The organism is Pseudomonas kribbensis, assembly GCF_003352185.1.
Lineage (GTDB): Bacteria > Pseudomonadota > Gammaproteobacteria > Pseudomonadales > Pseudomonadaceae > Aquipseudomonas > Aquipseudomonas kribbensis.
Map to the genome: position 1 here is coordinate 5,224,697 of NZ_CP029608.1, position 12,815 is coordinate 5,237,511.

The 12,815-nt window shown below is 58.6% G+C and carries 14 protein-coding genes; 3 read left to right on the top strand and 11 right to left on the bottom strand.

The genetic code is table 11. The annotated features are described in order from the left end of the window. Positions 1–122: 122 nt before the first annotated feature. The 5 genes from DLD99_RS23815 to rplM all read right to left on the bottom strand — a co-directional run bounded on the left by DLD99_RS23815 (position 123) and on the right by rplM (position 3,814). Positions 123–905 (bottom strand): cytochrome c1, encoded by a 783-nt coding sequence (locus DLD99_RS23815; RefSeq protein WP_064383969.1) that lies wholly within the window; start codon positions 903–905, stop codon positions 123–125. After that, complete coding sequence (locus tag DLD99_RS23820; RefSeq protein WP_064589124.1) at positions 905–2,116, bottom strand: cytochrome b; 1,212 nt, start codon at positions 2,114–2,116, stop codon at positions 905–907. Before DLD99_RS23820 ends, DLD99_RS23815 begins: the two co-directional genes overlap by 1 nt. Then, positions 2,116–2,709: a ubiquinol-cytochrome c reductase iron-sulfur subunit gene (gene petA, locus DLD99_RS23825; protein WP_003228055.1), complete on the bottom strand. Its 594-nt coding sequence runs from the start codon at positions 2,707–2,709 to the stop codon at positions 2,116–2,118. Before petA ends, DLD99_RS23820 begins: the two co-directional genes overlap by 1 nt. 269 nt (positions 2,710–2,978) lie before the next feature. Further along, positions 2,979–3,371, bottom strand: coding sequence for a 30S ribosomal protein S9 (rpsI, locus tag DLD99_RS23830; protein WP_007961615.1), 393 nt, complete (start codon positions 3,369–3,371; stop codon positions 2,979–2,981). A gap of 14 nt (positions 3,372–3,385) precedes the next feature. Beyond that, complete coding sequence (gene rplM, locus DLD99_RS23835) at positions 3,386–3,814, bottom strand: 50S ribosomal protein L13 (protein ID WP_007928449.1); 429 nt, start codon at positions 3,812–3,814, stop codon at positions 3,386–3,388. A 244-nt stretch (positions 3,815–4,058) separates the two neighbouring features. On the opposite strand from rplM, the gene DLD99_RS23840 reads away from it, so the two are divergent. After that, on the top strand, positions 4,059–5,099 hold the full coding sequence (locus DLD99_RS23840; RefSeq protein WP_085709340.1) for an NADP(H)-dependent aldo-keto reductase: 1,041 nt from the start codon (positions 4,059–4,061) through the stop codon (positions 5,097–5,099). Between the two features lie 49 nt (positions 5,100–5,148). Here the strand turns inward: DLD99_RS23840 and DLD99_RS23845 are convergent, their stop codons facing one another. Beyond that, on the bottom strand, positions 5,149–6,285 hold the full coding sequence (locus DLD99_RS23845; protein ID WP_085709339.1) for an acyl-CoA dehydrogenase family protein: 1,137 nt from the start codon (positions 6,283–6,285) through the stop codon (positions 5,149–5,151). A 245-nt stretch (positions 6,286–6,530) separates the two neighbouring features. Between DLD99_RS23845 and DLD99_RS23850 the strand changes: the two genes are divergently transcribed. After that, positions 6,531–7,427 carry a GlxA family transcriptional regulator gene (locus tag DLD99_RS23850; RefSeq protein WP_170931599.1) on the top strand — a complete coding sequence of 299 codons (897 nt, stop codon included), beginning with the start codon at positions 6,531–6,533 and terminating at the stop codon, positions 7,425–7,427. A 62-nt stretch (positions 7,428–7,489) separates the two neighbouring features. On the opposite strand, the gene zapE is transcribed toward DLD99_RS23850, so the two are convergent. The 3 genes from zapE to DLD99_RS23865 all read right to left on the bottom strand — a co-directional run bounded on the left by zapE (position 7,490) and on the right by DLD99_RS23865 (position 10,687). Further along, positions 7,490–8,584, bottom strand: a complete 1,095-nt coding sequence (gene zapE, locus DLD99_RS23855; RefSeq protein WP_114885433.1) for a cell division protein ZapE — start codon at positions 8,582–8,584, stop codon at positions 7,490–7,492. 90 nt (positions 8,585–8,674) lie between these two features. After that, positions 8,675–10,033 carry a tryptophan--tRNA ligase gene (locus tag DLD99_RS23860; protein ID WP_114885435.1) on the bottom strand — a complete coding sequence of 453 codons (1,359 nt, stop codon included), beginning with the start codon at positions 10,031–10,033 and terminating at the stop codon, positions 8,675–8,677. A gap of 24 nt (positions 10,034–10,057) precedes the next feature. Then, positions 10,058–10,687: an alpha/beta hydrolase gene (locus tag DLD99_RS23865; RefSeq protein WP_114886788.1), complete on the bottom strand. Its 630-nt coding sequence runs from the start codon at positions 10,685–10,687 to the stop codon at positions 10,058–10,060. Positions 10,688–10,831: 144 nt separating this feature from the next. Between DLD99_RS23865 and DLD99_RS23870 the strand changes: the two genes are divergently transcribed. Beyond that, positions 10,832–11,266: a Z-ring associated ZapG family protein gene (locus DLD99_RS23870; protein WP_114885437.1), complete on the top strand. Its 435-nt coding sequence runs from the start codon at positions 10,832–10,834 to the stop codon at positions 11,264–11,266. Positions 11,267–11,333: 67 nt separating this feature from the next. Here DLD99_RS23870 and DLD99_RS23875 read toward each other — a convergent pair whose 3' ends face one another. Both DLD99_RS23875 and DLD99_RS23880 read right to left on the bottom strand, forming a co-directional pair. Further along, positions 11,334–12,071 carry a YiaD family glycine zipper/OmpA-like lipoprotein gene (locus DLD99_RS23875; RefSeq protein WP_085709335.1) on the bottom strand — a complete coding sequence of 246 codons (738 nt, stop codon included), beginning with the start codon at positions 12,069–12,071 and terminating at the stop codon, positions 11,334–11,336. A gap of 117 nt (positions 12,072–12,188) precedes the next feature. After that, positions 12,189–12,815: an MBL fold metallo-hydrolase gene (locus DLD99_RS23880; RefSeq protein WP_208647503.1), complete on the bottom strand. Its 627-nt coding sequence runs from the start codon at positions 12,813–12,815 to the stop codon at positions 12,189–12,191.

Consider the following 12,815-nt stretch of genomic DNA (forward strand, 5'->3'; position numbering starts at 1 on the left):
GTCGGAGCCGGAAAAACGCGCGCGCCCAGAGGGCGCCTCCCGCAAAACCTGGCTGACCAGGCCCTGCGTTTTCAGAGGCGCCCTTGGGCGCGCGCGATTAACAGCAATTGCTTGAAGCGTTATCAGTGCACGTCTTTCCAGTATTCACGCTTGAGCAGGTAGGCGAACACAAAGAAGAACGCCAGGTACAGCAAGACGTAAGTACCGATGCGCTGATGTTGCAGCTTAACCGGGTTAGCCGAGTAAGCCAGGAAGGTTACCAGATTCTTGACCTTCTCATCGAACTGCTCTTCGTTCAGGGTGCCGGTTTTCGGCACGATGGTCAGTTGATCGCAGGCCTCATGGGTCAAAGGCGTACCGGTCAACGGATCATATTGCTTCTTGCCGTCCTCGACGATCTGCACCTGTTTGCAACCCACGACCTGACGACCTTGCAGGCCGACCAGCACGTTAGGCATGCCGACGTTCGGGAAGACCTTGTTGTTCACGCCCCATGGACGCGCCGGATCTTCATAGAACGAACGCAGATAACCATACAGCCAGTCGGTACCACGAACACGCGCCACCAGGGTCAGGTCCGGCGGCGCCGCACCGAACCAGGTCTTGGCGTCGGCCGGCTGCATGCCGATGTTCATGTGGTCGCCGATCTTGGCACCGGTAAACACCAGCTTCTCCAGCATCATTTCGTGCGGAACGCCGAGGTCATCGGCAACACGCTCGTAACGCTGGAACTTGGCACTGTGGCAACCCATGCAATAGTTGGCGAAGGTACGTGCGCCATCCTGCAGGGCAGCCTTGTCGGAAACGTCGATGTCGACTTTTTCCAGTTCCGGGCCACCGTGTTCCGCAGCAAAAGACAGCACAGGCAGAGCAGCAAAAATCAGAGCAAAAAATAACTTTTTCATCAGCCAGTCACCCTTTCCGGAACCGGTTTGGTCTTCTCGAGCCTGGTGTAGAACGGCATCAGAATGAAGTAGGCGAAGTACAGGAAGGTGCAGACCTGCGACACCAGCGTGCGCTCAGGCGTCGGGGCCAGAACACCCAGAATGCCGAGAATCACGAAGGAAATGCAGAACACCACCAGCCAGATTTTGCTCATCCAGCCTTTGTAGCGCATCGATTTGACCGGGCTACGATCAAGCCATGGCAGCACAAACAGCAAGGCAATCGAGGCACCCATGGCGATAACACCCATGAGTTTGTCCGGGATAGCACGCAAGATCGCGTAGAACGGTGTGAAGTACCAGACCGGTGCAATGTGCTCTGGCGTCTTGAACGGGTTGGCTTGCTCGAAGTTTGGTTTTTCGAGGAAGTAGCCGCCCATTTCCGGGAAGAAGAACACAATGAAGCAGAAGATGAACAGGAACACCACGACGCCGACAATGTCTTTCACGGTGTAGTACGGGTGGAAAGCGATGCCGTCCAGCGGGATACCGTTTTCGTCCTTGTGCTTCTTGATGTCCACGCCGTCCGGGTTGTTCGAACCGACTTCGTGCAGCGCCAGAATGTGCAGCACCACCAGACCTAGAATCACGATCGGCAAGGCCACCACGTGCAGGGCGAAGAAGCGGTTCAGGGTGATCCCGGAAATCAGGTAGTCACCACGAATCCACTGGGTCAGGTCGTTGCCGATGACCGGAATCGCGCCGAACAGCGAGATGATCACCTGGGCACCCCAGTAGGACATCTGGCCCCATGGCAGCAGGTAACCCATGAAGGCTTCGGCCATCAGCGCCAGGTAGATCAGCATGCCGAACACCCACACCAGTTCGCGTGGTTTCTGGTACGAACCGTAAAGCAAGCCACGGAACATGTGCAGATAGACCACGATGAAGAACGCCGAAGCACCGGTGGAGTGGAGCAAACGCAGGATCGAGCCGTACTCGACGTCGCGCATGATGTATTCGACGGAGGCGAACGCCTCTTCCGCCGAAGGGGTGTAGCTCATGGTCAGCCAGACACCGGTGACGATCTGGTTGACCAGAACGAGCAGTGCCAGCGAGCCGAAGAAGTAGAAGAAGTTGAAGTTTTTTGGAGCGTAATACTTGCTGAGATGGTCTTCCCACATCTTGGTGGCGGGGAAGCGCGCATCAACCCAATCCATGAACTTGCTCATCACGCTTTCTCCGTATCGACGCCAATGACAATCAGGTCATCGGTCTCATAGGAATGCGGGGGTACTGGCAGGTTCAAAGGCGCAGGTTGCGACTTGTAGACGCGGCCAGCCAGATCGTAGTGGGAACCGTGGCAAGGGCAGAAATAGCCGCCTACCCAGTCTTTTCCCAGATCCGCGGGTGCCACTTCCGGACGGAAGGTCGGTGAGCAACCCAGGTGAGTGCAGATCCCGATCAGCAGCAAAATTTCCGGCTTGATCGAACGTACTTCAGGGTCGACATAGGTAGGTTGCGTGGAGTTTTTGGAGGTCGGATCGGAGAGCTGGCCCTCGATCTTCTTGAGATTCCCCAGGATTTCCGCAGTACGGCGAACAATGAATACCGGCTGGCCGCGCCATTCAGCAATCATCTGCTGTCCGGGCTCGATTTTGCTGACATTCACTTTCACCGGTGCACCGGCAGCTTTCGCCTTGGCACTGGGAAACCATGACCCCACGAACGGGACCGCAGCCCCCACCGCTCCTGCAGCACCCACCACGGATGTGGCCGCTACCAAGAAGCGACGCCGGCCTGCATTCACGCCGTCATTGCTCATTCAGTCCTCTCCCATCAGCTTTGTGGCCTGTTAAATCAGGCATCTACTAAATATGAAACAATGTACTTATAAAAATTTTGCCGAATGGTAATGAAAACCCCCAATTCTGACAAGGTAATTACCCGGAGGGCTGGCCCTCAAGCCTTGTAGTATAGGGGGTCTACGAATGTGGCAAGTTGTCACAGCGCAATTATTCGAGAAATCGCACGCATAAAAAAACGCCCGGTTCCGTGAGGAATCGGGCGTTCTTTTTGAACGTGGAAGCGGAATTAACGCTTCGAGTACTGCGGACGCTTACGCGCTTTACGCAGACCAACTTTCTTACGTTCAACTTCACGGGCGTCGCGGGTAACGAAGCCAGCTTTGCGCAGAGCGCTACGCAGGGTTTCGTCGTAGTCCATCAGAGCGCGAGTGATACCGTGGCGGATTGCGCCAGCCTGACCACTTACACCACCGCCGATCACGGTGACGTAGATGTCGAATTTCTCGACAGTCTCGGTCAGTTCCAGCGGCTGACGAACTACCATGCGGGCAGTTTCGCGGCCGAAGAACGAATCCAGCGAACGGTTGTTGATGGAGATGTTACCAGTACCCGGACGCAGGAAAACGCGTGCGGTTGCGGTCTTGCGACGGCCAGTGCCGTAATTTTGAGTCGCCGACATAATGAACTATTCCGTTAAATCTTCAGTTCTTGGGGCTGCTGAGCAGTATGAGGGTGTGCAGCGCCCGCATAGACTTTCAGCTTACGGTACATGTCGCGACCCAGCGGGTTCTTAGGCAGCATGCCTTTAACCGCGGTCTCGATCACGCGCTCAGGGGCCTTGGCGATCAGTTTTTCAAAGTTGATCGACTTGATACCGCCCGGGAAACCGGAGTGGGAGTAGTACATTTTGTCAGTGGTTTTAGCACCGGTTACACGAACTTGCTCAGCATTGATCACGACGATGTAGTCGCCGGTGTCAACGTGAGGAGTGTACTCAGGCTTGTGCTTGCCACGCAGACGGCTCGCGATTTCGGTGGCCAGACGACCCAGGGTCTGACCAGCAGCGTCGACGACAAACCAGTCGCGCTTTACTGTTTCCGGTTTAGCAGTAAAAGTTTTCATTCTTTATAGCCTCAGGGGCCGCCTGTAAATAAGACGGCGGATCTTACTGAATAGTGCGTACTTTGACAAGTCAAAGGCAGCCGGATACAGACGCTTTCGGGGGCTCGGGTCGGCGCGTCCGTTCAACGGCAAGATTCTTCGGCGGCGGGGCATCACTTCCACTGCAGAAAGAGGTCGGCAATTATGCAGATTGCGAAAAAAATTTCAACCTGCTTTTATGCTTGTTTTGCCCAAGGAGCACCCGATGGACTATCGCCAGCTAGGCCGTACCGACCTGAACGTGAGTGCAATCTGCCTCGGCACCATGACCTGGGGCGAGCAAAACACTGAAGCTGAAGCCTTCGCCCAGATCGAACGGGCCAAGGGCGCCGGGATCAATTTCATCGACACCGCCGAGATGTACCCGGTGCCGCCGAAAGCCGAAACCTATGCCACCACCGAGCGCTACATCGGCAATTACTTCAAGAGCCGTGGCGACCGCGCCGACTGGATCCTCGCCAGCAAGATCGCCGGCCCCGGCAACACCATCGATTACATCCGCGACAAAAACCTGCGCCACAACCGCCAGCACATCACCGAGGCGGTGGACGCCAGCCTCAAGCGCCTGCAGACCGACTACATCGACCTGTATCAACTGCACTGGCCGGAGCGCAGCACCAACTTTTTCGGACAGCTGGGCTACAAACACAAGATCGAAGCCAACCTTACCCCGCTCGAAGACACCCTCGAAGCCCTCGACGAGCAAGTGAAGGCCGGCAAGATCCGCCACATCGGTCTGTCCAACGAAACCCCGTGGGGCACCATGCGCTTTCTGGCCCTGGCCGAAGCCCGTGGCTGGCCGCGCGCGGTATCGATCCAGAACCCGTACAACCTGCTCAACCGCAGCTTCGAGGTCGGTCTGGCCGAGATCGCCATTCGCGAACAGTGCGGCTTGCTCGCCTATTCGCCGCTGGCATTCGGTTTCCTGTCGGGCAAGTACGAAGGGGGCGCCCGCCCGCCAAAAGGCCGTCTGAGCCTCTACAGCCGCTTCAGCCGCTATTTCAACGCGCAATCGGAAGCAGCGTGCAGCCGTTACGTGGCGCTCGCCCGGGAACATGGCCTGGATCCGGCGCAAATGGCGCTGGCCTTCGTCAATCAGCAACCGTTCGTCACCAGCAACATCATCGGGGCGACGACGCTGGAGCAACTGGACAGCAACATTGCCAGTTTCTATCTGAATCTTTCAGACGAAGTGCTTGAAGGGATTGAAGCGATTCACAAGGATCATCCGAACCCGGCACCTTGATCCGGCGTTAAAAGCCGCGCTCCCACGCACAAGCGTGGGAGCGCCCGGGTCATAGCGACCGTGCAATAATCTCTTTCATGATTTCATTGGTGCCGGCATAGATCCGCTGCACCCGCGCATCCGCCCACGCCCGGGCCACCGGGTACTCCCACATGAAGCCGTAGCCGCCATGCAACTGCACGCACTCGTCGAGCACCTTGCATTGCAGGTCGGTGCCCCAGTACTTGGCCATTGCCGCCGTCGGCACATCCAGTTTGCCCTGAAGGTGCAGTTCCAGACAGCGGTCGACGAATACCCGGCCGATCTGAATCTCGGTGGCCATTTCCGCCAGTTTGAAGCGGGTGTTCTGGAAGTCGGCAATCGCCTTGCCGAACGCCTTGCGGTCACGGGTGTAATCCAGCGTCCATTGCAGTGCCGCCTCGGCTGAAGCCAACCCGCCAATCGCCACCGTCAGCCGCTCCTGCGGCAGCTCCTGCATCAGATAGGCAAACCCGGCACCGGCCTGACCCAACAGGTTTTCCTTCGGCACTCGCACGTCCTGGAAGAACAATTCCGACGTGTCCTGAGCCTTCATTCCGACTTTCTCCAGGCGCTTGCCCTTGTCGAAGCCCGGCGTGTTCGCCTCTACCAGAAACAGACTGGTGCCCTTCGCACCCGCTTTCGGATCGGTCTTGGCCACGACGATCACCAGATCAGCCAGAAAGCCGTTGGTGATGAAGGTCTTCGAGCCGTTGATCACATATTCGTCGCCATCCAGCACCGCCGTGGTCTTGACACCTTGCAGGTCGGAACCGGCGCCAGGCTCGGTCATGGCGATGGCGCTGACCATCTCGCCGGACACCAGTTTCGGCAGGTATTTCTGCTTCAGCGCCTCGCTGCCGTAATGCAGGATGTACGGCGCAACAATGTCCGAATGCAGGGAAAAACCGATGCCGGTCAGGCCCAGCCGCCCCACTTCCTCGATCACCACGGCGCTGTACAGGAAGTCCGCCCCCAACCCGCCGTATTCTTCAGGCAGATGCGAGCAGAGCATCCCCGCCTCCCCTGCCTTGTTCCAGAGTTTACGGTCGATGTAGCCTTGTTTTTCCCATTGCCCGTGGAACGGCACCGCCTCTTTCTCAAGGAAAGTCCGCACGCTGTCGCGGAACAATTCGTGCTCGGAGCTGAACAGGGTTCTGGGAATCATGCGTCACCTTTCGTTCTTGTTGGAGGGATCAGACCTTCAGAGACTAAGCCGCACACCCGTTACAGGACACTGGACACATCCGACAAAAAATAAGACGATCCAGCCGTCTGGTGACCACTTTCCCTTATAAAAACAAAAGTTGAATTATGTCCAAGCAAGCCTCCACGCCCTTGCGGCGCGTCAGCATCCTGGCGATCGACCGGGTTTTCGCTTCCACCCTCATGCAAGCCAAGGATTTCTTCCATCTGGCCAGCCTGCGTTACGGCAAACAACTGGGCCACGGCCTGACTCCGGCGTTCGAAACCCGCCTGGTCAGCCCCGACGGCAAACCGGTGAACAGCTTCAGTGACGTGGTCATGCCGGTGGACGGCGGTCTGGAAAACGCCGACGTCATCATCCTCCCGGCCTTCTGGGATGACTTCGACACGCTGTGCCAACGTTATCCACAGGTCCTGCCATGGCTGCGTGAACAGCACGCCCGTGGCGCCGTGCTCTGCGGCGAGGCCACCGGGGTGTTCTGGCTGGCCGAGGCCGGCCTGCTCAACGGCAAGGAAGCGACCACCTACTGGCGCTTCTTCAACGCCTTCGCCGAGCGCTTCCCCAAGGTCTATCTCAATCAGGACAAGCACCTGACCGACGCCGACAACCTGTACTGCGCCGGCGGCACCACCTCTGCCTGCGACCTCTACATCTATCTGATCGAACGTTTCTGCGGCGCCAATGTGGCGCAAGCGGTAGCTCGTGACATTCTTTATGAAGTGCAGCGCAGCTACTCACCGGGCCGCATCGGTTTCGGCGGGCAGAAACTGCATCAGGACGTGATCATCCTGCAGATCCAGCACTGGCTCGAAGAGCATTTCGCCGACAAGTTCCGCTTCGAAGACGTGGCCCGCGAGCACGGCATGAGCATTCGCAACTTCATGCGCCGCTTCCAGACCGCCACCGGTGACAAGCCACTGCACTACCTGCAACGGCTGCGCATCGAGACCGCCAAAGGTTTGCTGTCCGGCAGCCGCAAGAGCATCAAGACCATCAGTTACGAAGTCGGCTACGACGATGCGAGCTTCTTCGCACGCCTGTTCCGCCAGCACACCGAACTGTCGCCAAACCAGTATCGACAGCAGTTCCAGCAAGCTGCCTGACAATTCGACCAGACACAAAAAAGGGCCTGCATCTGCAGGCCCTTTTTGTTTGCCGAATCCGCTTAAGGCTTGTGTGCCCGGGACAGGAATTCGTGGGATTGCATCTCCAGCAGACGGCTGAGGGTCCGCTGGAATTCGAACGTCAGGCGCCCGCCGGTGTACAGGTCTTTCAACTCGACTTCAGCAGAAATGATCAGCTTGACGTTACGGTCGTAGAACTCGTCGACCATGTTGATGAAACGACGGGCGATGTCGTCAGTAGTGACGCTCATTTGCTCCACGCCACTGAGCAGCACGGCGTGGAAGATCTTGCCCAGTTCGATGTAGTCGTTCTGGCTACGCGGGCCGTCGCACAGTTCGCGGAAGTCGAACCAGGCCACGTCATCACATGTGCGCAGAGCACGGATTTCGCGGTTCTCGATGATCAGCACATCATTTTCCACGGCCGCCGTGCATTCAGGCGTCAGCGCGCGGAAGCTCTTGCGCAGGCTTTCGTGAGCAGCTTCATCGAGCGGGAAGTGGAACAGCTCCGCTTGTTCGAGGTGACGCAGACGATAGTCGACGCCGCTGTCGACGTTGACGATCTCGGTGTTCTGCTTGATCAGCGCGATGGCCGGCAGGAAGCGCGCGCGTTGCAGGCCGTCCTTGTACAGACCGTCCGGCACGATGTTCGAAGTGGCGACCAGGGTTACACCGTTCCTGAACAGCTCTTCCATCAGCGTGCCGAGGATCATGGCGTCGGTGATATCGGAAACGAAGAATTCATCGAAGCAGATGACCCGCGACTCAGTCGCAAAACGCTTGGCGATGATGGTCAGCGGGTTTTTTTCGCCGCCGAGGGTCTTCATCTCTTCGTGCACGCGCTTCATGAAGCGGTGGAAGTGGGTGCGGGTCTTTTCCTTGAATGGCAGCGCTTCGAAGAAGGTGTCCACCAGGTAAGTCTTGCCGCGACCCACGCCGCCCCAGAAATACAGGCCCTTGACCGGCGTCTGATCCTTTTTGCCAAACAGCTTGCCCAGCAAACCCGGCTTGTTCTGCTCCGCCGCGATCAGATCGTCGTACAGGCGTTGCAGATGACGCACGGCAGTTTCCTGCGCCGCATCATGGAAGAAGTCCGGGCGTTTCAGATCAGCTTGATATCGTTCTAGGGGCGTCATAATTCGTTAGCAAGGCAACAAAAACGGGCCGTCACTGTAGCGATGGCCCGTGGGAATGGCAATCGGCCCTTGGTCGGGCCGGCCCGTTGATTATTCCTGAACCGGTGTCAGAGCGATCCGCAGTGACGCGATAGCCGCATCCCGAGACGCCTTATCGTCAAATACAGGCCCGTCAGCAACGTGCTCCGTACCTACCCAAACCGAGAAGGTCTTGTCCCGATCCTCACGGATGTCGTAGGCATGGCCAGACTGAAGTGCTTTGACCACCGCGCCCGCGGCCTTTCCATCTTCGAAATTCAACGACAGCAGCAGTTGCTCGCCGTCAGCCGCCAGCAGACGGAAACGGAAGCTGCCGTCGTCTTCGCGGAAGCTGACGAAGCGCGCAGCTTTCGCGGCCTTCTTCTTGGTGGTCGCGGCCACCTGAACCTGATTGACGAACGAGCGCAGGCCGACCGCTTCACGCAGTTCGTTGAGGAACGGCGTCGCCACCGCACGAGCCTTCCTGGCACCGTGTTGCAGGATGTCTTCCAGATCCGCCGGACGCTCGATCAGTTGGTGATAACGCTCGCGGGACTCGCCCAGCTCGTTGTCGAGCAACTGGAACAGACGGTTCTTCGCTTCACCCCAACCCAGACCGCCCAGCAGCTCGCTGCGGAACTCGTCGGCCTGCGCCGGCGTGGCGAATGCCTGGAACAGGGTGAACAGGTGCGAGTTGTCCGGATCCTTCGCTTCGCCCGGCGCACGGGAGTCGGTAACGATCCGCGAGATCGCGTCCTTCATGTCCTTGGCGCTGGTGAACAGCGGGATGGTGTTGTCGTAGCTCTTGGACATCTTGCGACCGTCCAGGCCCGGCAATGTGGCCACGCTTTCTTCGATCAGCGCTTCGGGCATGGTGAAGAACTCCTTGCCCTGGCCGAACAGGTGGTTGAAGCGCTGGCCGATGTCGCGGGCCATTTCCACGTGCTGGATCTGGTCGCGACCGACCGGCACCTTGTGCGCGTTGAACATCAGGATGTCCGCCGCCATCAGCACCGGATAGCTGTACAGGCCCATGGTGATGCCGGCATCCGGGTCTTCGCCGGTCTCGACGTTCTTGTCCACCGAAGCCTTGTAGGCGTGGGCGCGGTTGAGCAGGCCCTTGGCGGCGACACAGGTCAGCAGCCAGGTCAGCTCGGGAATTTCCGGAATGTCGGACTGGCGATAGAAGGTCACACGATCCACATCCAGGCCACCGGCCAGCCAGGTCGCGGCGATTTCCAGACGCGAGCGCTGGATGCGCAACGGGTCATCGCACTTGATCAGGGCGTGGTAGTCGGCCAGGAAGTAGAACGAATCGGCGTTCGTGTCACGGCTGGCGACGATCGCCGGGCGAATGGCACCGGCGTAGTTGCCCAGGTGCGGGGTGCCGGTGGTGGTGATGCCGGTGAGGATGCGGGTACGGTTCGTCATGGGTAATCGCTTGTCAGACTGCAATCAATTCGAGAGACGCGGCAGGATCAGATCCTTGAGATCGGTCAGCTTGCCATGAAAAAAGTGTCCGCATTCTGCCACTTTCAGCAGCTCATGGGGGCGCTGGAGTTTGTCAGACCATTCGTAGACCAGCTGCGGATCGATCACCTCGTCGGTTTCCGGCTGGATCACGGTCAGCTCGCCCTGCTGCGGCAACTGATCCTGATCGCCCAGGCGCATGACCGCAGGCGCGACCATGAAAAGGTGCTTGAGCGCCACGCCTTGTGCTTCAAGACGACCGCCGAGACTTGCTGCAACAAATCCGCCGAAGGAGAAACCGAACAGGGTCAGCGGCAGATCCGGGTGCTTTTCCAGCAACCATGCGGCGGCGGCCCGGGCGTCATCGACTTCACCGCTGCCCATGTCATGGGAACCTTCGCTGGCACCGACGCCGCGGTAGTTGAAACGCAGGGTGATCAGGCCCGCGTCGCGCGCGGTGCGCTGCAGGGTCGAGACGACTTTGTTGAGCATGGTGCCGCCCTGCACCGGGTTGGGATGGCAGATCAGCGCGATGCCGCGTGGCTGCTCGTTGTCCAGGTACAGGGATTCAAGTTGACCCACCGGGCCATCAATCACTACAGGGGTTTCACGCATCAGCAAGGAAGGAACTCCGTGACCTCGAATCGGGTCGACTCGTCTAGCAAATTGTCTGTGCCAATCTATTGCGAGTGAATCGCGGTATACAGCGCAGGTTCGAGCCGTTAACGTAAAGCAAAGCCGTTTATAGAGGAAGGACTCGTGGAACACTCGCTCTTAGTTTGGTTGTTACCGACTCTTGCCCTGGTTGTGGGTGTCGCCATTGGTTTCCTGATCGCACGCGTTGCGCCGAATGCCGCGCCCAGCCGCACACAGCGTCAACTGGACGATATCCAGGAACGTTTCGACAGTTATCAGAATGAAGTGGTGACCCACTTCAACAGCACCGCCAATCTGGTCAAGAAACTGACCCAGAGTTACCAGGAAGTGCAGGATCACCTCGCCGAGGGCGCCAACCGTCTGGCCCTGGACGAGCAGACCCGTCAGCGTCTGCTGGCTTCTCTGCACTCCGAAGCGGTTCAGGCTCCACGTGAACGCCTGACGCCACCACGCAGCCAGGAGCCGCCGCGTGACTACGCGCCGAAGACCCCTAACTCGCCTGGCATGCTGGATGAGCACTACGGCCTGAAGAAGTAATCAGCCTTCGCACCAACAAAAAGCCCCCGGACAATCACTTGTCCGGGGGCTTTTTTGTACCTGACGGTTACGGATACTGCTGAACCGTACCCGGCTGTTGTTGCTGCTGACCACCGTACTGCTGGCCCGGGATCGCCTTCAGGTTGACTTCAACGCGACGGTTCTGCGCACGGCCATTGACGTCACCGTTGCTGGCAACAGGATTATCCGGGCCGGCACCACGGGCCGACAGGTTGGCACCGCTGACGCCTTGCGAAGTCAGGTAGGTCGCCACGCTCTGCGCACGACGCTGGGACAGGTCCATGTTGTGCTGGCGGCTGCCGGTGCTGTCGGTGTAGCCGACGATTTCGATCTGGTTCTGGTTGAATTCCCTGAGCGAGCCCGCCAGGTTGTTCAGCGGTTGATAGAAGCTTGGCGCGATGTTCGCCGAATCGGTGGCGAAGGTGATGTTGCCCGGCATGATCAGTTTGATCTGGTCACCCTGACGCTGCACCTCGACACCGGTGTTGGCCATGCTGGCGCGCAGTTTCTTCTCCTGCTGGTCGGCGTAATAACCGTAACCGGCAGCGGAAGCACCGACGACGGCAGCGCCGATCAAGGCGCCCTTGCCGCGGTTATTGTGATCGATGGCAGCACCGGCCAGCGCACCGGCCAGTGCACCGAGGCCGCCGTATTTGGCGGTTTTGCTCATGCCCTGGGAGCCACCGTCGGCCTGACCCTGATTGTCATAAGGGTTGGGCGAGGCGCAGCCGGACAGTACGGCTACGGCAGTAGCGACAATAATCAAACGACGCGTGGTGAACATGGAGAGCTCCTACTTTTTTTGCATTCTGTGGTGCAACGGCCGTTTGGCAATGGACCTTTGCGGGCGTTGGATCATGACAATGCACAAAAATTCCGCCGGGCACTCGTGACAAAATGTTTAGGCGCGCACGAACGGATTTTCCCGCATTTCATCGCCCAGACGCGTGTCCGGACCATGTCCGGCCACAACGGTCGCGTCCTCGTCCAATGTATATAGCCGCTGCTTGATCGATCGCACGATGGTCGCCTGATCGCCGCCCCACAAATCCGTGCGCCCTACTCCGCGCCGGAACAACGTGTCACCGGCAATCAACAGCTTAGCCTCGGAAAACCAAAAGCTCATGGAACCCGGTGTATGCCCCGGCGTGTGCAGTGCCACGCCGCAGCCGCAGGCAAGTTCTTCATCATCGCTCAGCCAGCGATCCGGCGATGGCACCGGGGCGTAGGGCACACCGAACATTTGGCATTGCATCTCCAGGTTGTCCCACAGGAATTGATCTTCTTTATGCAGGTGCAGGGTTGCGCCGGTTTTCTCCTTCATCTGCCCCGAAGCCAGAAAGTGGTCGAGGTGCGCATGGGTATGGATGATGCTGACCACTTTCAGACCCAGCGCATCGAGGCGCGCCATGATCAGGTCAGGATTTCCGCCCGGGTCGACGACGATGGCTTTTTTCGAGATCGGGTCGCCGATGATTGTGCAGTTGCACTGCAAAGGGCCGACGGGAAAGGTTTCGCGAATCAGCAT